The organism is Micromonospora sp. NPDC003197 (assembly GCF_053590565.1).
Window position 1 is genome coordinate 23,567 of sequence record NZ_JBSFTE010000021.1, and the last position, 26,676, is coordinate 50,242.

Sequence of the window (26,676 nt, forward strand, 5' to 3'; positions counted from 1 at the left end):
ACCCCCGCAGCGCTGAGCGGTCACGCGGAGCGCATGAAGAGCCTATGGAGGCAGTTACGTGAGCACCACCCATAAGCGGGCAGTGCGGCGAATCGGCGCGTCGCGCCGGACTCGCTCGCTGGCCATGATGGCTACCGCCACGACCGTGGCGCTGGGGCTGGCGGCGTGCAGTGGCGGCCCCGCCTCGACCAACGCCGTCGGCGGCGGCAAGGACGGGAAGACGTCGATCGAGGCGACGATGGCGTTCACCCTCTCCAGCGGGTTCGACCCCGCCAACGCCTCGTCGGCGGTGGCGACAGCGGTCAACCAGCACATCTCCGAAGGTCTCATCGACCTCGACCCGATCACTCGCGAGCCGTACCTGGCGCTGGCCAAGGCCGACCCGGTGGCCAGCGCTGACGGGCTCACGCAAACCGTGACGCTGCGTGACGGTGCCAAGTTCTCCGACGGCACCCCGGTCACGGCCGAGGACGTCGCCTGGTCCTTCAACCGGGTGCTGAAGCCGGCGGACCCGGCGGCGCCGCCGCTGATGCAGGGCTTCATCCCGTTCATCGACTCGGTCACCGCCAAGGACGCGACGACGACCGAGTTCAAGCTGAAGTACCCGTTTGCCCTCTTCTCCGAGCGCATCTCGGTCATCAAGATCGTCCCCAAGGCGAAGACCGGCGACGCCGCCGCCGCGAAGGCCTTCGACACGGCCCCGATCGGCTCCGGCCCCTTCAAGCTGGACAGCGCGTCGAAGGAGTCCGGCATCAAGCTGAGCCGGAACGAGAACTACAACGGCCCCCGGGCGGCCAAGGTCGACACGATGACGTGGAACACCACGTCGGAGGCCGCAGCCCGGGTGTCTGACCTGCAGGGTGGTCGGGTCCAGGCCATCGAGTCGGTGCCGTACCTCAACGTCGACTCGCTCAAGGACAAGTACACCGTCGACGTGAAGCAGGCCTTCAACCAGGTCTTCCTCATGTTCAACACGGAGGCGAAGCCGTTCAGCGACAAGCGGGTACGGCAGGCGCTGCACTACGCCATCGACAAGGACGCGGTCATCAAGACGGCGCTCAACGGGTACGGCAGCGCGGCGACCAGCTACCTCGACGAGGGCAACAAGGACTACCAGAAGGCCGCGACGGTCTACGACCACAACATCGACAAGGCCAAGGCCCTGCTCCAGGAGGCCGGGGTCACGAACCTGTCGTTCCAGCTCGACACCACCGACAACTCGGTCGTGAAGGACGTCGCCCCGCTGGTCATCGAGCAGTGGAAGAAGATCGGCGTCAACGCCACCCTCAACACGGTGCCCTCCTCGGCTGTCTACGGCGACCTCGTTCCGAAGGACACCTTCCGGGTGTTGATGGCCACCGGTGACCCGAGCGTCTTCGGCACCGACACCGACCTGCTGATGCGCTGGTACTACTACGGCGAGACCTGGCCGGGAGACCGTTACCGCTGGTCCGACGCGGATCGCAAGGCCATGGCCGACCTGCTCGACAAGGCGGCCCAGACCTCCGACGAGGCGACCCGCAAGGCCCTGTGGAAGCAGGCCCTCGACATGGTGGCCGACCAGGTCCCGCTCTACCCGATCCTGCACACCAAGGTCGTCACGGCCTACGACCCGGCCAAGGTCACCGGTTTCTCCGGTGCCGCGACCACCGGCCTGTACTTCCTGGGCAGCAGCCGCAGCAGCTGAGCCCGAAATCGGGGGCCCGGACCCCGCTCCCCCCAACGTCCCGCCCTGCCCCGGTCACCCCGGGGTAGGGCGGGACACCCGGTGCCTCCCGACGAGAGAGAGACACGATGCTGACCGTCCTGAACCTGGTCGCGCGACGACTACTGACCCTGATCCCCCTGGTGCTGGGGATCACGCTCTTCGTCTTCGTGATCATGCAGTTCTCCCCGATCGATCCGGCGCTGTCCGTACTCGGGGACCAGGCAACCCCCGCGCAGATCGAGGCGTTCAAGGCCGCCAACGGCCTCAACGACCCGCTGCCACTGCGCTACCTGAACTTCCTGGGCGACCTGGTCCGCGGCGACCTGGGCATGACCTTCCCGCCCTCGGTGCCGGTCGCCGAGAAGATCGCCACCGCGCTGCCCCTGACGATCCAGCTGACGTTGCTGGGTGTGCTCGGCGCGCTGGTCATCGCGCTGGCCCTCGGCATTCCGGCCGCCCTGTACCGGGACCGCTGGCCCGACCAGGTCATCCGGTTCGTCTCCATGGCCGGCATCGCCACCCCGTCCTTCTGGCTGGCCCTCCTGTTCATCCAGGAGTTCGCGGTCCGGCGACCGATCTTCCCGACCGGCGGGTACGTCAACCCGGCCGACTCGGTCTCGCTCTGGTTCCAGTCCCTCGCCATGCCCGCGCTCGCGCTCGCCATACCGGTGGGGTGTTCGCTCGCCCGGATCGTGCGGACGTCCATGGTCGAGGAACTCGACAAGGACTACGTCCGTACCGCCATCGGCGCCGGCCTGCCGCCGCGCGTGGTGATCGGACGTAACGTGCTGCGCAACGCGCTGGTCAACCCGCTCACCGCACTGGGCCTGCGGATCGGCTACCTGATCGGCGGCACGGTCGTCATCGAGGCCATCTTCTCGCTGCCCGGGATGGGCACCCAGATCATGAGCGCGGTGCAGCAGAACGACACCGCACTCGCGCAGGGGACCGTCCTGACGATCGCCCTCGGGTTCGTCGTGGTGAACCTGATCGTCGACATCCTCTACCTCTTCGCCAACCCTCGACTGCGCGGAGGCCACTGATGCGCCGGACGCTCACCGCCCAGCTCTCGCGCCCCGGCGTCGCCTTCAAACGGCTCAGCCTCGCCGCCCGGGTCGCGCTCGGCTTCGTCCTGCTCATCGTCCTGGTGGGCCTCTTCGCCCCGGTCCTGCTCCGGTACGACCCCGCGCAGGCCGGACTGGGGCCGGCACTCACCGGCCCGAACGGTGACTTCTGGTTCGGTCTGGACAAGCTCGGGCGGGACGTCTTCTCCCGTCTGGTGGCCGGCACCCAGCGTTCCCTGATCGTCGGGTTCGGTGCCGCCGCCATCGCCCTGGTCGTCGGGGGGATCCTCGGTGCGGTGGCGGGCACCAGCCGGACCGCCGTGGACGAGGTGGTGATGCGCTGCCTCGACGTCATCATGGCCTTCCCCGCCATCGTGCTCTCCGCCCTGCTGATCATCTCGTTCGGGAAGAACAGCCTGCTGGTCCTGGTGCTCGCGATCGGCTTCGTCTTCACCCCCTCCATCGCCCGCATCGTCCGCGCCAACGTGCTCTCGCAGTACCGCGAGGACTACGTGGCCGCCGAGCGGATCATCGGGGCCCGGCGACCGCACATCCTCTGGCGGCACGTGCTGCGCAACTGCGCCGCGCCGATCCTGGTCTTCGTCACCGTCATGGTCGCCGACGCGATCGTCTTCGAGGCATCCCTCTCCTTCATCGGTGGCGGGTTGGCACCACAGGAGGCGGAGTCCTCGTGGGGCTCGGTGATCGCGTACGGCAAGGAGATGGTGCAGATCGGTGGCTGGTGGGCCACCTTCTTCCCCGGCCTGCTGATCCTGCTGACCGTGCTCGCGCTGAACGTACTCTCCGAGGGCATGTCCGACGCCTGGGCCGCCCCGGCGGCCCGCCGGGCCACCAGCAAGCCGGCCAGCGACGTGGCCGAGCCGGCGCTGGCCGGCTCCGGCGAGGTCGTACCGCTGCCCGGTCTCGACACCGCGGCCCAGCGACTGCGGGAGCGGGCACGTCCCCTCCCGCAGGGCGAGCCGGTCCTGACGGTCCAGGACCTGTCGATCGGGTTCGAAGGACGTCACCAGGGCGTCGACATCGTCGACGGCCTCAGCTTCGACGTTCGTCCCGGTGAGGTGCTCGGTCTCGTCGGCGAGTCCGGCTCGGGCAAGTCGCTGACCGCGCTGGCCGTCATGGGCCTGCTGCCGCAGGGGGCGCGGGTACGCGGAGAGATCCGCTTCCAGGGCGCGGACCTGCTGACGATGAGTATGAAGCGTCGGCGCGCCCTGATGGGGCGGGAGATCGCCATGGTCTACCAGGACGCGCTCTCGGCGTTGAACCCCGCACTACGCGTCGGCACCCAGCTGGCGCAGATGATCCGTCGGGGCGGCACCCGGTCCGCCGAGGAACTGATGCAACTGGTGGGTCTGGACCCCCGGCGCACGCTGGGGGCGTACCCGCACGAACTCTCCGGTGGGCAGCGGCAACGAGTGGTGATCGCCATGGCGCTGTCCCGCGACCCGCGCCTGATCATCGCCGACGAGCCGACCACCGCGCTCGACGTCACGGTCCAGGCGCAGGTGATGGAGCTGCTGCTGCGGCTGCGTGACGAGCTGGGCTTCGCCCTGATCCTGGTCAGCCACGACCTCGCGCTGGTCAGCGACGTCTCCGACCGGGTCGTCGTGATGTACGGCGGGCAGATCGTGGAGACCGGGGTGACCGCCGACGTGATCGAGGCCCCGGCGCACCACTACGCCCGGGGCCTGCTCGGATCCGTCCTCTCCCTGGAGGCCGGTGCCGAGCGGCTCACCCAGATCCGTGGTGTCGTGCCAGCACCGGCGGACTTCCCGGCCGGCTGCCGCTTCTCCGACCGGTGCCCAATGGCGACCGAGGTATGTCGGGACACCGTTCCTCAGCTGACCGGCACCGCCGAACACGGGTTCGCCTGCCACCACCCGGCCGTCACCGTCGACGACAAGGAGCTGGCCCGATGAGCACGACATCCCTGTCTGCACCGACTGCCGTGCCGGGTAAGCCGATCGTCGAGCTGGACGACGTGTACGTGCTGCACCGTACCCGCAGCAGCGGCCTGTTCAACCGGGCCCGGGTGCACGCCCTGACCGGCGCGGACCTGGCCATCCGTCCTGGCGAGACGGTGGGCATCGTCGGCGAGTCCGGGTGCGGAAAGTCCACCCTGGCCAAGGTGCTGGTCGGCCTCCAGCGGCCGACCAGCGGCACGGTCGCCTTCGCTGGGCAGGACGTGTGGTCGATGAGCGCGGCGGAACGCCGCCGGCACATCGGCGCGGGCGTCGGCATGATCTTCCAGGACCCCGCCACCTCACTGAACCGCCGCATGCCGGTACGCGAGATCCTGCGCGACCCGCTCGACGTACACAGTCGGGGTACCCGCCGGCAGCGGGAAGAACGGGTCGCGGAACTGATGGCCCTGGTGGGGCTGCCCCGCTCGGTCGCCGACGTCCTGCCGAGTCAACTCTCCGGCGGCCAGCGCCAGCGGGTGTCCATCGCCCGCGCCCTGGCCCTGGAACCGGGGCTGGTCATCGCCGACGAACCCACCAGCGCCCTCGACGTCTCGGTCCGGGCCCAGATCCTCAACCTGCTCCTGGACCTCAAGGACCGGCTCGGGCTGGCCATGGTCTTCGTCTCGCACGACATCCAGACCGTCAAGCGGATCAGTGACCGGGTGGTCACCATGTATCTCGGCCGGATCGTCGAGCAGGCACCGGCCGCCCTGCTCCCCGAGGGGGCACGGCATCCGTACACCCGGGCGCTCTTCTCCGCCACGCCGGGGCTGCTCTCGCCGATCGACCCGATCCCGCTGGTCGGCCCGGTCCCGTCCGCCGTCAATCCGCCCAGCGGATGCCCGTTCCGGACCCGCTGCTGGAACGCCACCGACCAGTGCGCCACCGAGCTGCCGCCGGTCCAGCGCGCCAACGCCGACGGCGGCGACCACCACGAGTTCCGGTGCTACCACCCGGTTCCCGCCGGGACCAGCAACGCGGAGCTGGTCGCACTCGCCAGCGCGGCGACCGGCCGTACCACCCCCCAACATGTCGAGGAGATAGCGTGACCACCCCTGCCCGGTTCGCCGGAGTCGTGCCGCCGACCGTCACCCCCCTGACCGAGGAGGGCGAGGTCGACGTCAGCTCCCTCGAACGGCTCGTTGAGCGGATGCTCGACGCTGGCGTCAACGGGATCTTCGCGCTCGGCAGTTCCGGGGAGACCGTCTTTCTCACCGACCGGCAGCGGGACCTGGCTCTCGAAACCATCGTGAAGACCGTCGGGGGAGCCGTACCGGTCATCGCGGGCTGCATCGAGCCGACCACCCGGCGGGTGCTGGACCGGGCCGAGGCGTCGACCCGGCTGGGGGCCGACGGGCTGGTGGTGACCGCCCCCTTCTACGCCATCGTCGGCCCGCACGAGGTCGAGCGACACTTCCGGTCGATCGCCGCATCGGTCGAGCTGCCGCTGCTCGCGTACGACATCCCGGTCTGCGTACACACCAAGCTCTCCGGCGACCTGCTCACCCGGCTCGCCGAGGAAGGGCTCCTCGCCGGCGTCAAGGACTCCAGCGGAGACGACGTCGCCTTCCGGCAGCTGGTGCTCTCCGTCGCCGAACGCGCCCCGAACACCGGGTTCAGCCTGCTGACCGGGCACGAAGTGGTGGTCGACGCGATGATGCTGGCCGGAGCCTCCGGCTCGGTCCCCGGACTGGGCAATGTGGACCCGGCCGGCTACGTACGGCTGCATCGGGCCTGCGTCGACGGCGACTGGGACACCGCCCGTCGCGAGCAGGACCGCCTCACCCGGCTGTTCCGGATCGTCGACGCCGCCGACCCCGCCACGTCGGCCGGCGCGACCCGGGGCGTCGGCGCGTTCAAGACCGCCCTCGCCCTGCTCGGCGTCATCGACAGCAACGCGGTCTCCCTGCCGCTGCGTCCGCTCGACGCCGACGAGACGGCCCGCGTGCGTACCCACCTGGAACTGGCGGGGCTGCTCTGACCATGCCCGAGGCAAGCACGCCCCGAGCTGCTACCACTGAGCTGGTCGCGGCGCTCGACATCGGTGGCACCAAGACGGCAGCCGCCCTGGTGACGAGGCAGGGGGAGATCGTCGACCGGCTCACCGCCGCGACCCCCGGCCGGGCCGGCGCATCCGCTGTCCTGGACACCGCCGCCGGCCTGGTCGAACAGTTGCGGGCGAGGTCGGCGGGAGCAGCCATCCGGGCGCTCGGCGTCGGCAGCGCCGGGGTGATCGACCGTACGACCGGCCGGGTGCTCTCGGCCACCGACGTACTGGCCGGCTGGGCCGGCACCGACCTGCGTGGGAGCCTGCACCAGGCAGTGGGGCTACCGGTCACGGTCATCAACGACGTGCACGCGCACGCCCTCGGTGAAGCCCGGTACGGGGTCGCCGCCGGACGCGAGACCGTGCTCTACCTCGCGGTCGGCACCGGCATCGGTGCCTCGTTCGTCATCGGCGGCACCGTGCTCGCCGGTGCCCACTCCGCAGCCGGTCACGCCGGTCACCAGCCCTCCCCGTACGCCGGGTCGCTGCCCTGCACCTGCGGCGGCCGGGGACACCTCGAAGCGATCGCGGCCGGGCCGAGCCTGGTCGAGGAGTACGCGCGGCGAACCGGGCAGCCGGTCGAAGACCTACGGTCCGTGGCCACCCTTGCCGCAGCTGGCGACGAGGCGGCCAGCGAGGTGGTCCGGCTGGGCGGGACTGCCGTCGGCTCGGCGGTCGGCGGGCTGGTCAACCTGCTCGATCCCGATGTCGTCGTGATCGGGGGCGGGGTCACCGGCCTCGGCGAGCGCTGGTGGCAGGCACTGCGGGACGCGGTGCGGCAGGAGACGTTGCCCGGTTTGGACGCCGTCCCCGTCCTGGCCTCCGACCTCGGTTCGGATGCCCCGGTCCTCGGGGCCGCCTCGCTCGCCTGGGAGGTCGAGTCATGAATCCACTGATCGCGCAGTTTCGGCACCGGCTGGTGGTGTCGTGCCAGGCGTACCCGGGTGAACCGATGCGCGACCCGGACACGATGCGCCGGGTGGCCCTGGCCACCGTCCGGGGCGGAGCCGCTGGCATCCGCGCCCAGGGGCTCGAAGACATCGCCGCGATCCGCGACGCGGTCGACCTGCCGCTGATCGGGCTCTGGAAGGACGGCGACGACGACGTCTTCATCACCCCGACCATCGACCATGCCATAGCCGTGGCGCGGGCCGGCGCGCACATCGTGGCGCTTGACGGCACCTCTCGGCCCCGGCCCGATGGTCGGACCCTCGCCGAAACTATCGCCGCCGTACACGAGCAGACCGGTGCCCTGGTCATGGCCGACTGCTCCACCCTCGACGAGGGGATCATCGCGGCCCGTGCGGGCGCGGACCTGGTCGGCACCACGCTGGCCGGTTACACCGCCTACACCAGCAAGGGTGACGGCCCGGACCTGGACCTGGTGGCACGGCTGGCGGCAGCGGTCGACGTTCCGGTGATCGCCGAGGGGCGGGTGCACACCCCGGCGCAGGCCGCGCAGGCCCTGCACGCCGGTGCCTGGTCCGTGGTGGTCGGCACCGCCATCACCCACCCCACCACCATCACCAGCTGGTTCGCCACCGCCATCAACGACGCCGCCGTTGCCGACGCCGCAGCGGCAGAGGCGTGACCGGTACGTAGTAGGAGGCCATGCCGTGGCTCTGACCGATCTCACCCTGGACCAGTGCTGGGCGTACCGGCCCGACCTGACGGTCCCTGCCGACCTGGACGACTTCTGGGCGCGCACGCTCACCGCCGACCAGCCCGGTCAGGCGACGTACGAGCCGGTCGACACCGGCCTCACCCAGATCCGTACCTTCGCGGTCACCATCGCCGGGTATGCGGGTGAACCCGTACACGGCTGGCTGCACCTGCCCGCGCAGGCCGAGGAGCCACTGCCCTGCGTCGTCGAATACCTGGGGTACGGCCGGGGCCGGGGTCGACCGCACGAGAAGCTGTTCTGGGCGGCGGCCGGCTTCGCCCATCTGATCATGGACACCCGTGGTCAGGGCTGGAGCGCTGCCTCCGGCAGCACCCCGGACCCGCACCCGTACCCGGCGGGCACCGTCCCGGGCTTCCTCACCCGGGGCATCACCGACCCGGACGAGTTCTACTACCGTCGGGTGATCACGGATGCCGTACGGTTCGCCCAGGCCGCCCGGGAGCATCCGGCCGTTGATGCCGATCGGGTCGCGGTCACCGGCATCAGCCAGGGCGGGGGTCTTACGCTGGCGGTGGCCGCGCTGTGTCCCGGCGTTGCGGCGGCCATGCCCGACGTGCCCTTCCTGTGTGACTTCCGGCGGGGGACCCAGGTCGCCGGCCGGGGCCCGTACGGCGAGATCGTCGAATACCTCAAGCTGCATCGGGACCGGGGCAGTCAGGTGTTCCACACCCTGTCCTACTTCGACGCCGCGGTGCTCGCGCCTCGGGCCACCGCCCCCGCGCTCGTCTCCATCGCGATGATGGACGCCGTCTGCCCGCCATCGACCTGCTTCGCCGCCTACCACCGTTACGGCGGCGAGAAGGAGTTGCGGGTGTACGAGTTCAACGACCACGAGGGCGGCGAAGCCGACCATCAGGTTGAGCAGCTTGCCTGGCTACGCAGGACCCTCGACGTGGGCAGCCCCCGGTAGCCGGGTACGCCCGGAGCTACCTGGCCCGGAGCTACCTGGCCAAGAGCGCGCGCAGCGCCTTCACCACCTCGGCGGGAGCCTCCTCGGCCATGAAGTGACCGCAACTGACCGTACGGTGTTCCAGCTCCGGGGCCCACGCCCGCCACACCTCGGCCGCGTCGTAGCCGAGGGCCGCCCCCCAGTCCTGCTGTAGTACGGCAACCGGCATCCGCAGCTGGGTTCCGGCGGCCCGGTCTGCCTGATCGTGCTCGATGTCGATACCGGCGGTGGCCCGGTAGTCGGCGACGATGGAGGGTACGGCGTTACGGGAGGCTGTCAGGTACGCGTCCCGTACGTCGGCCGGAATGGCGTCCGGGTTCTGGGTCCAGATGTCGAGGAAGTGGCCGAAGAACGCGTCCGCGCTGGCGCTGATCAACTGCTCCGGCAGGCCGGGCGGCTGCGCCATCAGGTAGAGGTGGAAGCCGACGGCGGCGCTGGCCCCGTGCATGACGTTCCACGTGTCGAGGGTCGGCAGCACGTCGAGCGCGGCCAGATGAGTGATCGTCTGCGGATGGTCCAGACCGGCGCGGACCGCGACCAGAGCACCCCGGTCGTGTCCGGCCAGGGCGAACCGTTCGTGTCCCAGGTGCCGGGCCAACGAGACGATGTCGGCGGCCATGGTGCGCTTGGCGTACGCCGTACCGTCGGGGTCGGCGGGCTTGTCGCTGTCGCCGTAGCCGCGCAGGTCGGGGCAGATCACGGTGTGATCGGCGGCGAGGTCGGCGGCGACATGTCGCCACATGAGGTGGGTCTGCGGGAAGCCGTGCAGCAGCACGATCGGGCTGCCGGATCCGCCTACCGCTGCGTTGAGCGCCACGCCGTCGGCGACGGGAACCCGCTGGTAGTCGAATCCGCTGATCTTGGTGGTCATGGGAACCTCTCGCTCGGATCGGGTCTTCGCGTACGACACCCAGCCTGGCCAGCGGCGATGAGCAACGGATCAGCAGCGGATGAGTGCCCGGAGGCAGACTGTCGTCCAGCGAGTGCTTGCGAGCTGCCGTCGGTGGCATGCCTAGATTGGGTGCATGACCAGGCAGGCGTCGACCCCGGGGGTGGCCTTCGGCGTACTCGGCCCGCTGGAGGCGGTGGACGGGCGTGGTCCGGTCCCGCTGAAGGGTCCACGCCACCGTACGGTGCTGGCCCGCCTGCTGATCGCGCGTGGCCGGGTCGTGTCGACCGACCGCCTGGTCGATGACCTGTGGACGACGCCACCGGAGGGTGCGGTGGCGGCGATCCGTACCTTCGTGGCCGATTTGCGGCGAGCCTTGGAGCCTGACCGGCCATCCCGGCAGCCGGCCCGGCTGCTGGTCACCGCCCCACCCGGGTACGCGTTACGTGCGACGCCGGCGGCCGTGGACGCGTGGCGGTTCGAGGCGGCGGTCGCCGAGTCGGCCCGACTGTTGGCAGCGGGCGAGGCCGGGCCCGCCCTGCGCTGCCTCGACGACGCGTTGGCGCTGTGGCGGGGACCCGCATACGGCGAGTGGGCCGCCGAAGGGTGGGCCCGCGCCGAGATCGACCGTCTGGACGAGCTGCGGATACTGGCCGTCGAGCGGCGGGCCGAGGCACTGTTGGCGTTGGGGCGGGCCGCCGAGGCGGCTTCCGACCTGTCGGCCCACGTGCGCGACTATCCCCTGCGCGAGGATGCCTGGCGGCTGTTGGCCACCGCCCGATACCGCGCGGGCCGCCAGGGGGAGGCGCTGGCCGCGTTACGCCAGGCCCGGGAGACCCTGGTGGCGGAACTCGGTATCGACCCCGGCCCCCGGCTGCGGGAGTTGGAGAGCGACATCCTCGCCCAGGCCCCGCACCTCACCCCGACACCGCCGATCGAGGCTACTTCGGTGACCGCCGCCGCCTCTCGCCCGCCGCCGTCGTTGTCGCTGTCGCCGGAGGAGCCACGTCCGTTTGTCGGTCGGGACGAGGAGTTGGGCCGCCTGCTCGGGGTGGCCGAGCAGGTCGCCCGGTCTGGTCGCCCCGGCCTCGTCCTGGTCTCCGGGGACGCGGGGGCGGGTAAGACCGCGCTGGCCGAGGCACTCACTCGGCGGCTGGCGGCCGACGGCTGGACGACGGCGTGGGGTCGCAGCCCCGAGTACGAGGGTGCGCCCGTCGCCTGGCCATGGACGCAGATCACCAATGCCCTGGCCGGGACGGCTCCGGCTGGCGGCGCGAACATCGGCAGCGCGAACATCGGCAGTGCCGAGGAGCCGGCCGTGGCCCGGTTCCGTCTGCACCGTACCGTCGTGTCACTGGTGACGACGGTGGCCGAGCGAGGGCCGGTGCTGCTGGTCCTCGACGACCTGCACCGGGCGGACGAGGACACCCTCGACCTGCTGGTCGCGCTGCTCGGCGAGCCGGAACCGGTCACCGGTCCCGTCCTGGTCGTCGGCACGTTCCGCGCCACCGAGATCAGCCCGGTGCTCACCACGACCCTGGCGCGGTTGGCCCGGAACGAGCCGGTCCGCAGCTATCTGGGCGGGCTCGCCGAGCCGGCGACCGGGGAACTCGTCCGAGCTGTCGTCGGGCCGGACCCGGACCCCTCGGCGGTACGGCAGATCCACCGTCGCAGCGGCGGTAACCCCTTCTTCGTACGGGAGTTGGCGCGGCTGTTCGAAGCCGAGGGCGGCACGGCGCTGGAGCGGGTCCCGGCGGGGGTACGGGACGTCATCCGGCATCGACTGGCCCAGTTGCCGGACGCGGCACAGACACTGTTACGGCAGGCCGCGGTGATCGGCCGGGACATCCATCCGGACGTGCTGACCGCCCTGGCCGGCGACGATCCGGCGGTGCTCGACGCGCTGGACCACGCCGTACAGGCCGGGTTCCTGATCGAAGCGGACACTGGCGGCGGCTTTCTGGCCGAGCAGGGCATCGCCGACCAGCTTCGATTCACCCACATCCTGGTGCGCGACACGCTGTACGGCGACCTGTCGGCACTGCGTCGGACCCGCTGGCACGCCGCAGTCGGCGAGGCTATTGAACGGCTACACCCGGACGATGTCGCCGCCCTCGCCCACCACTTCACCCAGGCCGCCAGCCGGGCCACCGCACCCCGCGCCGCCAACTACGCGCGGGCCGCCGCCGAACAGGCCGAAGGCCGGTCCAACCTGCACGAGGCGGCCCGTCGGTGGCAGCAGGCGGTCGAGGCGTACGACCGGGCCGGTGGCGACGACGTACCCGGACGGTTGTCGGCGGTGATGGGCCTGGGCCGGGCGTTGGCCGTGACCGGTCGCCTGGCGGAGGCCCGTCGGCACCGGGTCGAGGCGATTACGGTAGCCGAGCGGATCGACGATCCTGATCTGATGGCGACCGTGCTCGCCGCCTTCGAGGTGCCGGCGGTCTGGACCCGCAACGACGACGAACAGCTCTCCCAACGGATCGTCCAGGCGGCCCGACGTGTGTTGGCTGCACTGCCCGAGGGCGAGGCGGAACAACGTAGCCGGCTGTTGAGCACCCTCGTCCTGGAACTGCGGGGCACCACGACCGAGCACGGTCGCCGGTCGGCGCAGGAGGCGGAGACGCTGGCTCGACAGACCGGCCACCCGGCCCTGCTGGCCTTCGCGCTCAACGCCCGTTTCATGCACACCTTCGAACGCACCGGGCTGGCCGAAGCCCGAGCCCGGATCGGTGCCGAACTGGTGGACCTGGCCGCCCGGCACGAACTGGTCACCTTCGAGGTGCTCGGGCACCTCATCCTGCTCCAGGCGCACTGCGCGTTCGCCGACCTTGCCGCCGCCGACACCCACGCCCGTACCGTCGACCGGCTCGCCGAGCAGTACGACCTACCACTGGTCGGCGTCTTCACCCGGTGGTACGCCGCCCTGCGCCGGTCCATCACGGGGCACCTCGGCGAGGCGGAAGCCGCATACCGGGCGGCGAACGCCAGCCTGCCCCAGGGCGGGATGCCCGGCCTGGAGCAGGGACTGCTTCCCCTCGCCCTGCTGTCGTTGCGGCTGTCCGGGGACCGGTCCGCGCCGGCGGATCCGGACGAGTGGGCGGGAACCGACTGGGGTCCGTACGAACCCTGGGTACGTCCACTGGTGTTGTTGGCGGCCGACCGTCGCGTCGAGGCGCTCGCCGCGCTGCGTACCTGCCCGGAATCTCCGTACGACCTGCTCCGGGAAGCCCGCCTCTGTCTCACCGCCCGGGCCGCGCTCGCGCTCGACGACCACGACACGATGGCGTACGTCTACGCCGAACTCCTCCCCGCAGCCGCCGAGCTGGCCGGGGCGGGGAGCGGCGTGCTCACCCTCGGTCCGGTGGCCGGCTACCTTGGCGACCTCGCCACCGCGCTCGGCCGATCCGATGAAGCCGATGTCCACTGGCAGCGGGCGGAGGAGCTGACCGGGAGCGTCACCGCTGCTGACGGAAATATTGGTTGCCCTGGTCCAGACAGCCGTACATCAGAACAGTAATCTGCTTGTCGAGAATATGGACGTTCAGGCACTTGTTCGCGAACGGGCTGTAGACCTGCTTCTTGCTGTTGATCCGGAACTGCTGCGCCGGATTGCCACTGCACCAGGCCACCTGGACCGGGGTCCAAGAGTCCGTCGAAGCGTTCGCGACGTCCATGCACAAGCCCACCGATCGGATCGTGCCGTCGGATCGCGTTTCCCAGCGCTGCACCGAGGAGCCGTCGCACTTCATTACCCGCAGGTGGGTGCCATCCTGCGCCCGCACCGCGCTCACGCAGCCGTGGTACTCGTCGTTGACCAGTGCGAAACCCGGCGGCGTGGTCGGTGTGGCGGAACGCGTTGGCGTCGGGGTGGCCGACCTGCTGTTACTGGGCGAGGAGGATGCCTGCGGTGACGGTGTGCTGCCGGCCCGGGGTGAGGTGGTCGTGGTGGCCCCGGGGGGACCGGCAGCCAGCAGCGATGGGTCACTGAAGGTGGTGTTGAGCGCGTACCAGGCCGCGTACCGTTCTATCCGGTTCACGTAGTCGCTGGCATCGTCGGGAACGCCGCCGGCCGAGAGCACTGCTGGCATTCCCGAGTGGTAGGCAGCCACTGCCAGTGGCCACGGCTCTCCTCCGACCTTCACCTCGCGGACCTGTCCCATCAGGTGGCAGAGGTAGTGCGCCAGCGCCAGGACGCTTGCCTCCGCGTCCACCTGATCGACGCCTGGCCAGGGCTGCCAGGTACGCCATTCGTCGTCGGTCAATCCAGCCAGCCCACGACCTGTCCGGGCGGTGGTCGCATCGGCGACGAATCGCGACTCCTCCATGAGCTGTCCGGCCAGCCTCGCCGGAGTCAGGGTCGGGCAGGATGTGGCGGCTTCGGTGATCGGTCGCAGGTGTTCGGCCGGTACGGTCACGCCAGGTAAGGGTGCCTTTTCGGCGTCGCCCAGGCTGGCCAGCACGACCGTCGTCCCGGCACTCGCCACGACGACGAGAGTGATGGCGGCCAACGCCGTACGCCAGCTTGCGCGCAGCGCGGGTCTCTTGGGCCGGCTCATCGGGGGCACCCCTTCGATCGTCCTTGCTGTTCACACAGCGGCCCGGACCCACGTGCGCTTGGTGTGGCCAGGTCAGACACGACATGCGACCGCATCGGATACTGGGCCAGTGGAAGGATAGCGGGACGACGGACCGCCGCTACTAATCCACTGTAACCAGTCGTCTCCGGCACGCCCCAAACCCGACGACTCCACCTTGGGCGTGGCTTCGCTACAGTTGCCCAGCGTGCCGGAATCGGGCTCCTGACAAACCCCGATCGTGATGAGCCGTTCGGGGATCAAATCATCAGGTGGGGCCGGCCCATCCCGAGCGTCGGGTTCTCGGCGGAGGAGGATGCCGTGCCTACGATTCGGCGGAGACTGTCCCTACTGGCCATGCTTCTTACGGTGGCCATCTCTGGGCTCCAGCTCGCGCTACCGGGAATCTCGGCCGGGCAGGCGCCCTCCGACACACGTACGGTCAAGTACTACACCGTGTCCGATTCTCCGGGCGGCGAGACGCTGGCCAGCGTCGCTGGTCGGATCCTCGGTGACGAGTCGCGTGCTGACGAGCTCTACCAGCTCAATGCGGGCCGGACGCAGCCGGACGGCGGCACGCTCACCGAGCCCACCCGGCTACGAGTCGGCTGGCACCTGATCCTGCCCTGGGACGCGGTAGGCGACGGCGTGCAGTACGGTCGGTTGCCGACCGGAAAGGGGACTCCGCCGCCGACCACGCCCCTGCCCTCGGTCGATCCGGCCGCAGCTCGAACCGCAGCCGCAGCCCAGGGCGACGGCAAGCTTCCCATCCTGTGGATCGCGCTGGCCATCGTGTTGGCCTTGTTGCTCGTGGCGGCGGTCGGCATCTGGTGGTGGCGCGGATCCGGGAGCAGCGGTGGCCAGGGCCGGCCGCGACGGCCTGGAAGGAACGCGACCCCAGGCGGTCCCGAGCTCCTCGGTACCACGGTCGCCGCCACGATCGACCAGACACTGCGCACGTTGGGAACCGAGTGCGCGGCCACCGGTCAGGCAGTTCCCCGTATCCAGGGGATCAGCGTCGACGACGAGCTGGTCACACTTCGGCTGTCCAGCGCCGATGAGCAGACCGTAGCGCCGTGGACAGCCGACAGGTCCGGCCGGACCTGGCACGCGCCGCTCGGGGCGCTTCGGGATCGACCCACCAGGTGGGACATCGACGTACCCTGCCCACGCCTGGTCACCCTCGGCACCTGGGATGGCCACGAGGAGCTGGTCGAACTTGGGGCTGCCAGCGGGCTGATCAGCGTCGGTGGGGACCGGACAGCAGCCCAGGAGCTGGTTTTGGCCTGGGCGAACCAACTCGTCGTCAGTCCCTGGTCAGAGGAGGTCCAGGTGGTGGTCAGTGGGCTTGGCGAGGTGGTGGTGGATGCGGACATGGACGATCGGATCGTCTCGGTTGGCAGCACGAGCGAGGCGTTGGCCGAGATCGACGGACAGGGGCAACTGGCCGACTGGTTCGGGCCGGGCGTGCTGATTCTCGCCTCCGCCCCGACCGAGCAGGAGGCCGCCCGGGTGGCCGCCCTGGTCTCGCGACCGCAGAACCCCTGGGCGGTGGTGGCCCTCGGGGAGAGCCCGCACGATCAGTGGCGGTTCACTGTGGACGAGCAGCGCCGGGTGGAAACGGGCGCGCTCGGCATCACGGTCTACTCGGCCGCCACGACCGGCGCGCGGCCCTGGGCCGGGCAGGAGAACACCGTCTGGCGCTGATCCCCTCCCGCCGAACGAGTGGAACCTGCTGCGGGGGCACAACCGGCACGGCCGACCGGGTGCCGTCAGCTGACGAAGCGAAAGGGCGGGTGCGCGTCCCCCCGAAGCCCGCGCACCCGCCCTGCTAGATGGCCAACCGTCGACGATCAGCCGCCGGCGGCGGTACGCAGCGACCAGAAGTTCGACCGGTACGCGTCGTGGATCGAGTTCGAGGTGATCCGCAGCAGTGCCTCGTCGTTCTCCCGCAGCGCCGAGTAGCTCCAGTTGTGGCTACCGGTGAAGACGAGCTTGGTGTCCTTGACACCGGCGTAGGTGCCCTCGATCGCCATGTACTTGGAGTGCACCAGGTAACCGTCGGCGTTGTTGAGCTTGTAGACCATGATCCGGTCATGGTTCAGCGCCGCCAGCACCTCCGGCGTCGACTCGGCGTAGACGATGTCCACCCAACACTTCTGGTTGGCCAAGGCGCGGAGCACGTTGGCCACCTCGACCCGGGTGAACGACCACATTGCGATCCGGATCATGGTCCGCCCGGTGCCCGTACCGGTGTTGGTGTTGCCGGTGCAGGTGACGTTCTCACTGAGCGCGTTGGCGATGGTGTCGCTGCTGGCACCCGATCCGGCGCGGGGGAAGAAGTACGACTTCACCGATCCGACTGAGGTCGACCGGTAGTAGTCGTTGTTCTTCACCTTGGCCGCGAGGTCGTTGTGGTAGCTGACGTAGCTGTTGTATATCTCGTTGTGGCCGACGAGCTGCAGCGCGTTGTTCCAGTAACGCTCGCTGTTGGACCAGTTCAGGTTGGCCGACGACTGCACCAACACGTTCGAGGCACCGAGCGTGCTGGAGAAGAGGAAGAACTTGTTGTGCATGATCGGCGTGTTGAGGTTGCCGATGCACGCCCGGCCGGCGGTGCAGACAACGCCCCAGGACGGGTTGGCCCGGTTGGTGCCCAATGCCGAGATCAGCGTTGAAGCGGCCGTCTCGCTGGCCCGGTCCGAGTCCACGACTACCCGGACGTTGACCCCCCGGTCCCGGGCTGCGATCAGGTCGGCGGTGATGTTCTGGTCGGTGGTGTTGTAGATCGCGACCCGGATGGTCGAACCGCTGGGCGAGCCCTGGATCAGTTCGCGGATCCGGTTGACGATGGCGTACTTCTGCGCCGTCGTTCCCGTCGGGTTGTTGAACACCGCCCCGGTCACCGGCGTCGCCACCTCGGCAGCGGCCGGTGCGCCGACGAGCAGTCCGGTCACCACCACCGCCGAGAGTAGGCCGGCCAAGCCGAGCCTCGTCGTACGTCTCATCGCATCCCCGTTCGATGATCGTGGGCGCCTGCTGCGCCCGACGTAAGGGAGGTAATCAGAGTCCGGCGATACCGGTCAATGCCGCCGGAGTTGTAGTCGACTACCACCCGGGTCGTCGGCGGCCTCGCCCACGACGGTGATGCCCGGGGCGGCGCGGAGCAGGGCGACCAGGCCTGCGCGGATCAGGGTCTGATCGTCGACGACGAGGACCTCGACCGGCCGACTGGTGCTGGTCATGGGATTCCCGTCTGTTACCGGTTTGATGCCGAATACTTCGGAGGTGTCACTGAAGCCTATGACTGCATGGTTGGCCGCAGTACGCTGACCTACCGCATAGGTTGTAGACACCCGCACATCCACGGTGGTGGCTGTCCACTGAAGATCTACCCGCTGTTGGATTCGGCCCCACGAAGAACCGCCTAGCTTGGGTACGTCTATGGCCTGGCAGGGCACTACCTGATTCACGGCTTATCGGGCGTTCGTTCGGGACTATCGGAAGAGGGCGGTACGTGCGGCAGCGGGAGCGGCAGCAGCCTGGTGGCGGAGTTTGTGGCGGGTGGTCGCGGCGGTCGTTGCTGCTCACCACCGGTCTCGTGGCCGCCGGTTGTGGAAAGCAGGAGCGACCCAGACTCCAGGACGAGGGCAGCCAGTCCACGGGTGAGCCCACCAAGCAGGGGCTACAGGCCCTGCTCAACCGCCGGGCCGAGGCGCTGCAAAAGGGTGACGAGGCAGCTTTCCTGGCGGACCTCAACCAGGCCGACGACAAGCTGGTCAAACAGCAGAAGCTCCTCTTCGACAACCTACGTAAGTTCAAGCTTGCCGCCTTCCGCTACACCATCGGCCAGTCCTTCCTGATGCCGGAGGGAGAGGTGTACCGGTTTATGCCGGTGCACGAGGTGGTACAGCTCACCGCGGATGACGGGCCTGGTGGGGTGGCGCCTGCGGGCAGTTACCGCTACTCGGTCGTGCGCCGTGACGGTCGGCTGGTGATCACCGAGATCCTTCCCGTCACCAGGGAGAACAGCAAGGAGCTGAACGCGTTCAACGCGCTGGAAGCCGATGCTCCCTGGATGCACACGCCGCTGACGGTCCAGTACGTCGACAACGCCTGTCTGGTCGGCGACGCCAGCGTCTCCGACCTGCAGCGCTACGCCGATGCCGCCCGCAGCGAGGTTCGCCATGTCGAGTCACTCTGGGGTGACCGGCTCCGCTTCCCGGGGTATGTGCTCTTTCTGACCAGGGACGAGGAGAACTTCAAGAAGTGGTTCAGCGTCGGTCAGGCCAGTAACTACAAGTCCACCGTCGAGGGATTCCAGATCCCGCAGTACGGTGTGCGCCAGAACGGTGACGTCTACAAGGATCAGTACGTCGGCTCCCGGGTTCTGGTCAATCTCAAGACCATCGCCAACTTCAACGACGATCCGCGCCGGGTGATTCGGCACGAGCTGGCGCACAGTGTTGGTTCGCGGGCGACCACGCTCAGTCCGGGTGGTTGGGTGCTGGGTGCGCCGACCTGGGCCGTTGAGGGGTACGCCCGCTGGACGGAGCAGATCAACGAACGCCCGTACATCGCCAGTCAGTTGGCGGCCTTCAAGGGCAGATTGCCCACGTCAAAGGACTTCTATGGTGGCACTGCGCCGTTCAACTATGCGTTGAGCTCGACGGCCTTCTACTTCGTCGAGCAGAAGAAGGGCCGGGCCGCCGCCGTCGAGTTCTACGCCAGCGTGATCAAGTACAACGACACCGAGGGCGAGCCGGTGGTCGATACGCCGATCTTCAATGCCATCTGCAAGCGGGTGCTCGGCGTGACGAGCAGTGACTTCACCCAGCAATGGGCGAGCTTCGTACGGAATGGAGCGTGACGCGGTGCAGGTGACACCCCCGACGTCGCCGTTCGGCCCAGCCGGTCCGCCCGGCGCGCCGCTGGGTCCCCCACCTCCGGTTGTCGCCGAGTCGAGCGGGGGCAGGCGCGGGACGAGCTGGGGACGGTTGGTTCTTGTGGCCGCAGTGGTCGGCTTGGTCTCGCTGCTGGGTGCTGGTGGCGGCGGCTACGCCATCGCCCGCAATACGGAGCTCGCGAAGCAGACCGCTCGATGCGGAAATGCCCGCTGTATCCCTGGCCTCAGCGCGACCACCCTGATCGACGGGCTCAAGCAGAAGGGCTTTACGTGCGAGGAGCGCAGCGGTAGCTGGACTTGCCAGCTCAAGATCGGTCAAGCGTACTTCGAGACCTACGTCAGCAGTCACGAAGGGTTGATCATTGATTTCTCCGGGTCGGTCCGTTCTGTTTACGAGGACGAGGTCCCGGCGATGACCAAGTCCTTCCTTACCTGGCTCGGATCCGTGCCGGTTGCCCACGACCCGGTCTCCATCGAAGAGGTCCGTGGTTGGCTCGACCAGCGGTTCGAGGGCGGCGCGGACGCCAACGCGACCATCGGTAGCTACAGCTACCAGTTGACTGCCACCGACAAGCGGGCTCTCCGGCTTCGGGTCCTGGTGAAGCAGGGATGAACATGCCCCATCAGCCACCCATGAACACCGGTGCGCAAGGGCTGCCGCCGGCGGTTCCACCGTCTGGACGCCGTGCGCGCTCCTCCGGGCCGGGCAAGGTCCTGCTGGTGCTGGCCGTGGTCGTGTCTCTGGTTCTGAGCGGGCTCGTCGGGGCAGTCGTCGGCGGGGTCACCGGAACGTTGACCACCGGCCCGGAGGGGCCGTCAGCGCTACCGTCGACCGATGCCAGCTTCCCCACCGTGGAACGTCGCTACCTGCCGGGAGTCAAGGTTTCGACCGTTACCGAGGAGTGGCTGAAGAAGGCCAACTCCTACACCTGCACCCCACCCGATTCGGGCCGCAGGACCATCAGTGAGGCGGCGAAGCAACTGCAGTGTGAGCCCCCCGGCAACCTCAAGTACGCCATGAGTGTCGGCATCGAGTTCGGTGACGAAGCTCAGGTGCGGTACGTCCGGGCGGACTGCTGGCTCAAGCCGGGTTCCAAGGTGTGCGTCTCGCTCTTCGCCACGTTTGCTGACGCGCTGATGTACGGAAACACTGAGCTGCGCAAGCAGGCGTACGAGTGGGCGGAGAAGAACGCCGAAACCGACAATGTCACCACGATCGGCGGGATCCGGTTCACGGTCCGTCTGGAACCGCGCAGCATCGTGGCGGAGCCGGCACTCTGACGCGGTCGGTCCACCACGCTGTTACCGCTGGTCCTCGTCCGCCAAGTGGCGTAGTCGATGCTCGATGTCCAGTTCGAGCAGATAGTCCCGGCAGGCCGGCGGGACCAGGTCGGGCCAATCGGTACGCCGCTGCCGGATCATCTCCCGGATTGCCGAGCCGGTGATCCGGTCGGCGGTGCGATGGAAGAGGACCCGTACGTCGTAGCCGAGGCTACGGAGAAGCTCGACCTTGCGTACGTTCCACTCGTCGCAGATCGTCACGTAGGCGACCACCGTCGGAGGGATGGACCGGGTGAGCAGTTCCGGCTGCTCGATCGGAAATGGCTGCACGGTGAAGCGATCCTGGTCCAGCCCGGCGGCGAACAGAGTGCGCCGGATCATCGTTGCCCGCTCCAGGTAGGTGAGCGGATTGGCCTGCGGTTGGTGGCGGTGCGCAGCGCCCTGGTGAGTGCTGCGCAGCCGATGCGGGTCCGGCTGGGTGACACCGACCCGGAGGAAGTCGCACTTGTTCGCCGCGGCGAGCAAATAGGCGAGGTGGTCGAGGTGCAGGATCTGGAATCGGCCGTGCGCGAATCCCTCCCGGGGCCGACCTGCGTACGGCTGTCTGTGGTCGACCACGCACGTCTCCGTACCGCAGATGGAAAGCTGTCGATCGAAGTATAGAGATGAGTCGTGCTCTTGTTCTGTCCGATTCAAGAGCCCAGCGGGGTGGTGTGTCGTTCGACCCGGGTCAGGTGTCGGCTGATCGTGAAGGCGTAGCCGACGAGTACGGCGGCCAGCGCGACGATGGTCGCCACCGGCGTTGGCATCGTCATGGTGACCACGGCGGCAAGCGTGACCCCCACGACCGTGGTCAGCAGTCGGGCGACGTTGAACGGGCCGAAGGTGACCCGTTGCAGTCCGGCTCCGCCGATCATCCAGGTGCCGATCGCTGCGGCGAGGAGTAGTCGTAAGCCGGTTGGTAGGTCGTCTGCGCCCTCTCCGATCTGGGCCAGGATCTGCCCGAGTGCCCATCCGAACAGCAGGACGGTTGTGGCGAGGCAACCGTGCAGATAGGCGTACGCCTGTCCGCCCCTGAGCCGGTCTCGGCTAACGCCCTTCGACACGAAGATGCTGTACACCCACCAGATGGAGGCGGGTACGCAGAAAGCGACGACGGCGCTGGCGAAAACTGGACCACGTGGTGCGTCGGAGACCGCGTCGAGCAGGTCCGTCAGCGAGACACCCAGCAGGATGATCGTGAACAGACCGAGTCGCTCTGGCAGGTGAGAGGTGTGTACCGGAGCGCGTTTGAGCAGGTAGCGGCCGATCCACGGGGTGAGTAGCTCGATGGTGAGTCCGGTGGCCCAGAGGGCCGGCCGGGTGCTGGGCGGAGCGAAGAGTGAACCGAACCAGATCAGCCAGCCGAGCCCGAAGCCCGGTAGGTAGATGAAGGTGACCCAGCGGAATTCGGTTCGGCTGGCCCGTACCCGTAGATAGAGACCGAGTAACGCGCCTCGGACGACGAGGTAGCCGATCGGAAAGAGCAGGGTACGGGGCGCGTCGGCGACCCCGACGGCCATTGCGCCGGCCCCGACCATCGCCGCGAGGACGCTGAGCCGTTGCGTCACGTCGTCGCAGTCGAACCGGGTGTCGAAGAAGGCTTGGCCGACCCAGGCCCACCAGAGAGCGGCGAAGAGTCCGAGGGCGGCGAGGACCTCTCCCCAGGTGAGGCGGGGATCATTGCCGAGTCGGGCGGTGACCGTCGTCATCGCGAACACGAACGCGAGGTCGAAGAAGAGTTCCAGCCAGCTTGAGTGCCGGTTCTCCTCGTCCTTTCCGTTGATTCGCGGATTCACCCCGTCGGAGCAGCGTTCGGTCACTCCCCATCGTCCCCCTAAAATGCCACTAATTCACCTCATACTCGTCATCCCGATAGCGCTGTGGCCCCGGCGTCAGCCGGGGCCACAGTTGGTTCGACCTGCCTGGTCGAGGAGGTCACTTCCTGTTCTCGCCGCCCCGCCAGGCACTACCTGCCTTGGCCAGACCACGGCTGACCAGGTAACCGATCGTCAGCAGGGTGATCATGAACCAGGCGTTGTCGGCCCGGAAGATGTCTACCCCGGTGCTGTTCCGTCCGACGATCTGCGACGCGATCAGCACACCGGCCACCGCCGCCAGGTAGACGTACAGCTCAGTGCTCTTCAAGGCCGGCTTCGTCTCCGTGCCCGGTTTCATCTCCCGATGGACGTGACCGCCGCCCCGCATGTCCATTTGTTGGGTGGGCAGGTTGCCGATGTCCGTCCTCGGCTGGTTCTGGGTCCGGGTGGCCTGCTGCGGTGCCCGCACAGGTGTCTGGATGCTCATCTTTCCTCCTCGGAATTCGATGAGTGTTCCCGGTTCCGCCCTTCGCCGTCCGCGCACGCGTGAACGGCAGGGCACCCACCTGGCTACCCGACCGAGCCCTGGAGTAACCAGCGGCGGTACGGGTGCGCCACCGTTCGGGCATTGGCGGCATGACCGACCCAGCAGACGGTTGACAGACCTAACAGAGCGAAGCCGCAGGATCCCGCTCAACAGGGTCGAATACGACGTCAACCGGGTCGAGTACGACGTCGCGGGGAATGCCCGGCCAGCGTTCGAAGGTGGCGTCGAGGAAGTACTGCTGGCCAGGATCCCAGGTATGACCAGTGGCCCGACGGTGGTAGATGTAGCCGAGCGAGTGGGTGCGGTAGATGGTCGCGCCGGCACGACGGAGACGGTCGAGTAGTCCGTAGTCGACTGATCTCGGCACCGGCCGCCAACCCCCCACCGCTTCCAAATCGCCCTTTGCGATCAGCATCGTGCCACCGGCGACGGCCTCGCAGTCTGTCTCGGGAACTCCGACGGCCCGTCGAACGGTGACGCCCAAGGTTTCGAGATGGACGAACTCGCTGCCCTTACCGACGAGTGTTGCCCCGGAGTAGTGCCGAGCCAGCACCAGATCCCACACGTGTTCAGTGGAGTAGGTGTCGTCGTCATCGAACTTGGTTACCAGGCTGCCTTGCGCCCGTCGGGTGGCCAGCCCGAGCGCCTCGCCGAAGCTGACCGTCTCCGGCACGGACACGATCTCGAACGGCCGCCCAGATTCGGCCAGCCGGATGCGCAGCCCGGCCGGCAGTTCGACGCCGTGCAGACAGAGAATGATCTCCAACTCGGGGTACGTCTGGGCGATGATCGCCTCAAGCGTGGCCGTCATCATCTCCGGCCGTCGGGTCGCCAGAACCACGCTGACCTGCGGCAGGTGACTCAACGCGGGAAAGGTCGACGTCGTCAGTCGGGGCAGCGCGAATGCGGTGGCGTGTCCGCGTAGGGCAGCCCGCCGCTGTCGGACGCTGCGCGCTTCGAGGGCGAGCGCGTCGACCGCGTCCACCGGCGTACTCAGCAGGGTACGCAGCTCCGGGGCGATCAGATCGGCGACCCGTGCCGGTAGCGTGGGCGCGTGGACCACGGCACCGGTCATCGCGATCTGCGCCAGGAGAAAAGCCGTACCGGGCGGATCGGTGTCGTCCAGTTGTGGGCAGTGCACCACGCCGATCTGACGTAGCATCGCCAGGGCTGCCGCGTCCAGGCCGTTGCCGGGCAGCACGTAGTCCGCCGTACGACTCCCGTCGGGATGTCGCTGTGCTGACCGAAGCTGAGCTTGCTGTGCTGGCCGAAGCCGAGCCGAGAGCCGGGAAAACCGTCCACGGTCGACCGGGGCGTACACCAACTGGACCTGGGGAGCATCGGGTCGGTAGGAGCTGGGCCGCCGGTTGCGCGGGTTGATTCGCTGGGCGTCGACCAGTACGAGCGGACCGGACGGTGCCCGTAGGTCCTGACCGGTTGCGTCGACGGCGACCGCGAATGGCGGGACCCCGGCGATCGCGTATTGCGGGACCTCGGTGACGGCGCTGGTCGTACCGATTCCGCGCAGCACGATGTCGTGTGCCCGGATGTTCTCGCTCTCCGGCAGATCGTCGGCGACGACGATCGTGGTCCGTGCGGTCGGCAGGTACGCCGGCAGTAGCCCGTGCGCGGTGATCTCCGGGCTTGCTGGCTCAGGCAGCGGCTGGGCCGGGCCGAGTGCCTTCAGCGTGCCGGCGAGGATGTCGCGCAGCGGAGCCGGGCGGGAGAGCCGGACGGTGACCTGTGCGGTGCCCCGGCCGTCGCCGGGCAGCGACACCCGATGCCGGGTCATGTGGGCGATGCTGCCAATGCCGCCGTTCCAGCCCCGACGCGGTGCACGCCACCAGGCCACCAGGACCCGTACCGACTTTGCCGGGGTCAACCCGGCCGGATCGACCAGCAGGTCCCGCAACCGGTCGACCGAGCCGGCGAGCACGAGTGTCCGCCGGAAGGGCATCCGGAGCACCCGGATGCCCACCGTCCGACTGAGTCGTTCGGCCCGTTCGGGTCGCGGCGTGCCCACCAGCCGCCAGGCTCGGTCGGAGCCGGTTGTTCCATCAGTGCTGACCCCGATGTTGCTCTCGATCATCGGGCCAACCCACTTGGCGTGGGAAAGGGCAGATCGACCGGCTCTTGCCGGGGTGGATGGAGCGCCCGGTTGAGCCGGCGTCGGGCGCGCGACAGCGTGGTGAGCATCTCGAACAGGCGGTACGCCCCAGCTGTCAGCAGCCGCTGCTTGATCCCGTCGTTGCCGGGCAGTGGTGGACAGCCTTCGGCCGGTAGGTGCCGACGGTGGTACGTCGTAGCCTGGGCAAAGTATTCTCGGCGCAGGGCTGGCGGGATCCGTCGCGGGTGGGCCAGCACCTTCAGGAAGTGCCAGATCATTCGCTGGAAGATCATCTGGCGTACCGCTGTGGAGCGAGTGGAGTCGAGACGGTCGAAGACCCGCTGCCACTGATCGAACATCTCGAAATGTCGACGGCTCACCGTCTGGGTGATGGCCCCGTCCGACCGCTGCCGATACGCATAGCAGTACCGGTCCAGCAGAGCGATCCGCTTCGCGGCCAACATCAGCGGAAAGGCAAACGAGACATCCTCGTACCAGCCGGGCGCGAAGACGAGCCCGGACTCGATGAGGAACTCCCGGCGGATCACCCGATTGCAGGCGATCCACAGCACCTTGAGCAGGCTCGGCTGCTCCTCGACCGTGACGACTTCCGCCACCGGTCTGCTGTCGTTGGGTTCACCCACCCCGTGATGGGTGACCCGACCATCTGGGTAGGCCCGACCGTAGCCGACGATGAGCAGGTCGGGCCTTGTTTGCGCCAGCCGCTCGGCCACTGCCGTGAGGGTTCCGTTCGGTAGCCAGTCGTCACTGTCCACAAACCACACATACTGCCCGGTGGCGTGCGCGAGGCCGAGGTTGCGGGCAGCGCTCAGACCGCCGTTCTGCGGCAGCGTGACCACCTTCAGGCGGCTATGTCGACTGGCGTACGTCGACAGGATCTGCGCGCTGCCGTCGTCTGACCCATCGTCGACAGCGATCACTTCGAGGTCTGCGAACGACTGACTGAAGATCGAGTCGAGGCATACCGCGAGGTACTTCTCGACCCGGTACACCGGGACGATCAAACTGAGTAGAACTGCCGGGCAGGCTGCGGCGACCGTATTCGTCATCTTGTG

Annotated in this window: 22 protein-coding genes; 13 read left to right on the forward strand and 9 right to left on the reverse strand. The window is 68.7% G+C overall.

All coding sequences use genetic code 11. From position 1 onward, the window contains the following. The first annotated feature begins 58 nt into the window (after nucleotides 1-58). From ACWDV4_RS21680 to ACWDV4_RS21715, 8 genes are all read left to right on the forward strand, one after another. Nucleotides 59-1,687 (forward strand): ABC transporter substrate-binding protein, encoded by a 1,629-nt coding sequence (locus ACWDV4_RS21680; protein WP_449981585.1) that lies wholly within the window; start codon nucleotides 59-61, stop codon nucleotides 1,685-1,687. A gap of 107 nt (nucleotides 1,688-1,794) precedes the next feature. After that, on the forward strand, nucleotides 1,795-2,751 hold the full coding sequence (locus ACWDV4_RS21685; protein WP_449981586.1) for an ABC transporter permease: 957 nt from the start codon (nucleotides 1,795-1,797) through the stop codon (nucleotides 2,749-2,751). Beyond that, the gene (locus ACWDV4_RS21690) at nucleotides 2,751-4,709 is read left to right on the forward strand and encodes a dipeptide/oligopeptide/nickel ABC transporter permease/ATP-binding protein (RefSeq protein ID WP_449981588.1); all 1,959 of its coding nucleotides are present in this window, start codon (nucleotides 2,751-2,753) and stop codon (nucleotides 4,707-4,709) included. Before ACWDV4_RS21685 ends, ACWDV4_RS21690 begins: the two co-directional genes overlap by 1 nt. Beyond that, nucleotides 4,706-5,803, forward strand: coding sequence for an oligopeptide/dipeptide ABC transporter ATP-binding protein (locus ACWDV4_RS21695; protein WP_449981590.1), 1,098 nt, complete (start codon nucleotides 4,706-4,708; stop codon nucleotides 5,801-5,803). The genes ACWDV4_RS21690 and ACWDV4_RS21695 overlap by 4 nt, the downstream gene beginning before the upstream one ends. Then, nucleotides 5,800-6,735, forward strand: a complete 936-nt coding sequence (locus ACWDV4_RS21700; protein WP_449981592.1) for a dihydrodipicolinate synthase family protein — start codon at nucleotides 5,800-5,802, stop codon at nucleotides 6,733-6,735. Before ACWDV4_RS21695 ends, ACWDV4_RS21700 begins: the two co-directional genes overlap by 4 nt. 2 nt (nucleotides 6,736-6,737) lie before the next feature. Then, entirely contained in the window at nucleotides 6,738-7,688 is a 951-nt protein-coding gene (locus ACWDV4_RS21705; RefSeq protein WP_449981594.1) for an ROK family protein, read from the forward strand. Next, nucleotides 7,685-8,392 (forward strand): N-acetylmannosamine-6-phosphate 2-epimerase, encoded by a 708-nt coding sequence (locus tag ACWDV4_RS21710; RefSeq protein WP_449981596.1) that lies wholly within the window; start codon nucleotides 7,685-7,687, stop codon nucleotides 8,390-8,392. Before ACWDV4_RS21705 ends, ACWDV4_RS21710 begins: the two co-directional genes overlap by 4 nt. A 25-nt stretch (nucleotides 8,393-8,417) precedes the next feature. Next, on the forward strand, nucleotides 8,418-9,395 hold the full coding sequence (locus ACWDV4_RS21715) for an acetylxylan esterase (RefSeq protein ID WP_449981598.1): 978 nt from the start codon (nucleotides 8,418-8,420) through the stop codon (nucleotides 9,393-9,395). Between the two features lie 31 nt (nucleotides 9,396-9,426). Here the strand turns inward: ACWDV4_RS21715 and ACWDV4_RS21720 are convergent, their stop codons facing one another. Continuing rightward, nucleotides 9,427-10,305, reverse strand: coding sequence for an alpha/beta fold hydrolase (locus tag ACWDV4_RS21720; RefSeq protein WP_449981599.1), 879 nt, complete (start codon nucleotides 10,303-10,305; stop codon nucleotides 9,427-9,429). A 154-nt stretch (nucleotides 10,306-10,459) separates the two neighbouring features. Between ACWDV4_RS21720 and ACWDV4_RS21725 the strand changes: the two genes are divergently transcribed. Then, on the forward strand, nucleotides 10,460-13,843 hold the full coding sequence (locus ACWDV4_RS21725) for a BTAD domain-containing putative transcriptional regulator (RefSeq protein WP_449981601.1): 3,384 nt from the start codon (nucleotides 10,460-10,462) through the stop codon (nucleotides 13,841-13,843). Here the strand turns inward: ACWDV4_RS21725 and ACWDV4_RS21730 are convergent. Next, on the reverse strand, nucleotides 13,782-14,882 hold the full coding sequence (locus tag ACWDV4_RS21730; RefSeq protein ID WP_449981603.1) for a ricin-type beta-trefoil lectin domain protein: 1,101 nt from the start codon (nucleotides 14,880-14,882) through the stop codon (nucleotides 13,782-13,784). The genes ACWDV4_RS21725 and ACWDV4_RS21730 overlap by 62 nt on opposite strands. 339 nt (nucleotides 14,883-15,221) lie before the next feature. Between ACWDV4_RS21730 and ACWDV4_RS21735 the strand changes: the two genes are divergently transcribed. Beyond that, the gene (locus tag ACWDV4_RS21735) at nucleotides 15,222-16,607 is read left to right on the forward strand and encodes a hypothetical protein (protein ID WP_449981604.1); all 1,386 of its coding nucleotides are present in this window, start codon (nucleotides 15,222-15,224) and stop codon (nucleotides 16,605-16,607) included. A 146-nt stretch (nucleotides 16,608-16,753) separates the two neighbouring features. Here ACWDV4_RS21735 and ACWDV4_RS21740 read toward each other — a convergent pair whose 3' ends face one another. Both ACWDV4_RS21740 and ACWDV4_RS21745 read right to left on the reverse strand, forming a co-directional pair. Further along, entirely contained in the window at nucleotides 16,754-17,908 is a 1,155-nt protein-coding gene (locus ACWDV4_RS21740) for a phospholipase D-like domain-containing protein (RefSeq protein ID WP_449981606.1), read from the reverse strand. A 75-nt stretch (nucleotides 17,909-17,983) separates the two neighbouring features. Beyond that, complete coding sequence (locus ACWDV4_RS21745) at nucleotides 17,984-18,145, reverse strand: hypothetical protein (RefSeq protein ID WP_449981608.1); 162 nt, start codon at nucleotides 18,143-18,145, stop codon at nucleotides 17,984-17,986. Between the two features lie 272 nt (nucleotides 18,146-18,417). Between ACWDV4_RS21745 and ACWDV4_RS21750 the strand changes: the two genes are divergently transcribed. The 3 genes from ACWDV4_RS21750 (at nucleotide 18,418) to ACWDV4_RS21760 (ending at nucleotide 21,087) form a co-directional block, all read left to right on the forward strand. After that, nucleotides 18,418-19,770 (forward strand): hypothetical protein, encoded by a 1,353-nt coding sequence (locus tag ACWDV4_RS21750; RefSeq protein ID WP_449981610.1) that lies wholly within the window; start codon nucleotides 18,418-18,420, stop codon nucleotides 19,768-19,770. A gap of 154 nt (nucleotides 19,771-19,924) precedes the next feature. After that, complete coding sequence (locus tag ACWDV4_RS21755) at nucleotides 19,925-20,419, forward strand: hypothetical protein (protein WP_449981612.1); 495 nt, start codon at nucleotides 19,925-19,927, stop codon at nucleotides 20,417-20,419. Beyond that, the gene (locus ACWDV4_RS21760; protein WP_449981614.1) at nucleotides 20,416-21,087 is read left to right on the forward strand and encodes a hypothetical protein; all 672 of its coding nucleotides are present in this window, start codon (nucleotides 20,416-20,418) and stop codon (nucleotides 21,085-21,087) included. Before ACWDV4_RS21755 ends, ACWDV4_RS21760 begins: the two co-directional genes overlap by 4 nt. 21 nt (nucleotides 21,088-21,108) lie before the next feature. On the opposite strand, the gene ACWDV4_RS21765 is transcribed toward ACWDV4_RS21760, so the two are convergent. The 5 genes from ACWDV4_RS21765 to ACWDV4_RS21785 form a co-directional block, all read right to left on the reverse strand. Further along, on the reverse strand, nucleotides 21,109-21,705 hold the full coding sequence (locus ACWDV4_RS21765) for a nicotinate-nucleotide adenylyltransferase (protein WP_449981616.1): 597 nt from the start codon (nucleotides 21,703-21,705) through the stop codon (nucleotides 21,109-21,111). 74 nt (nucleotides 21,706-21,779) lie between these two features. Next, nucleotides 21,780-22,949 carry a low temperature requirement protein A gene (locus ACWDV4_RS21770; protein ID WP_449981618.1) on the reverse strand — a complete coding sequence of 390 codons (1,170 nt, stop codon included), beginning with the start codon at nucleotides 22,947-22,949 and terminating at the stop codon, nucleotides 21,780-21,782. Between the two features lie 115 nt (nucleotides 22,950-23,064). Continuing rightward, nucleotides 23,065-23,433 (reverse strand): hypothetical protein, encoded by a 369-nt coding sequence (locus tag ACWDV4_RS21775; RefSeq protein WP_449981619.1) that lies wholly within the window; start codon nucleotides 23,431-23,433, stop codon nucleotides 23,065-23,067. A 178-nt stretch (nucleotides 23,434-23,611) separates the two neighbouring features. Continuing rightward, complete coding sequence (locus ACWDV4_RS21780) at nucleotides 23,612-25,582, reverse strand: glycosyltransferase (protein ID WP_449981621.1); 1,971 nt, start codon at nucleotides 25,580-25,582, stop codon at nucleotides 23,612-23,614. Further along, nucleotides 25,579-26,670: a glycosyltransferase family 2 protein gene (locus ACWDV4_RS21785; RefSeq protein ID WP_449981622.1), complete on the reverse strand. Its 1,092-nt coding sequence runs from the start codon at nucleotides 26,668-26,670 to the stop codon at nucleotides 25,579-25,581. Before ACWDV4_RS21785 ends, ACWDV4_RS21780 begins: the two co-directional genes overlap by 4 nt. Nucleotides 26,671-26,676 lie beyond the last annotated feature (6 nt).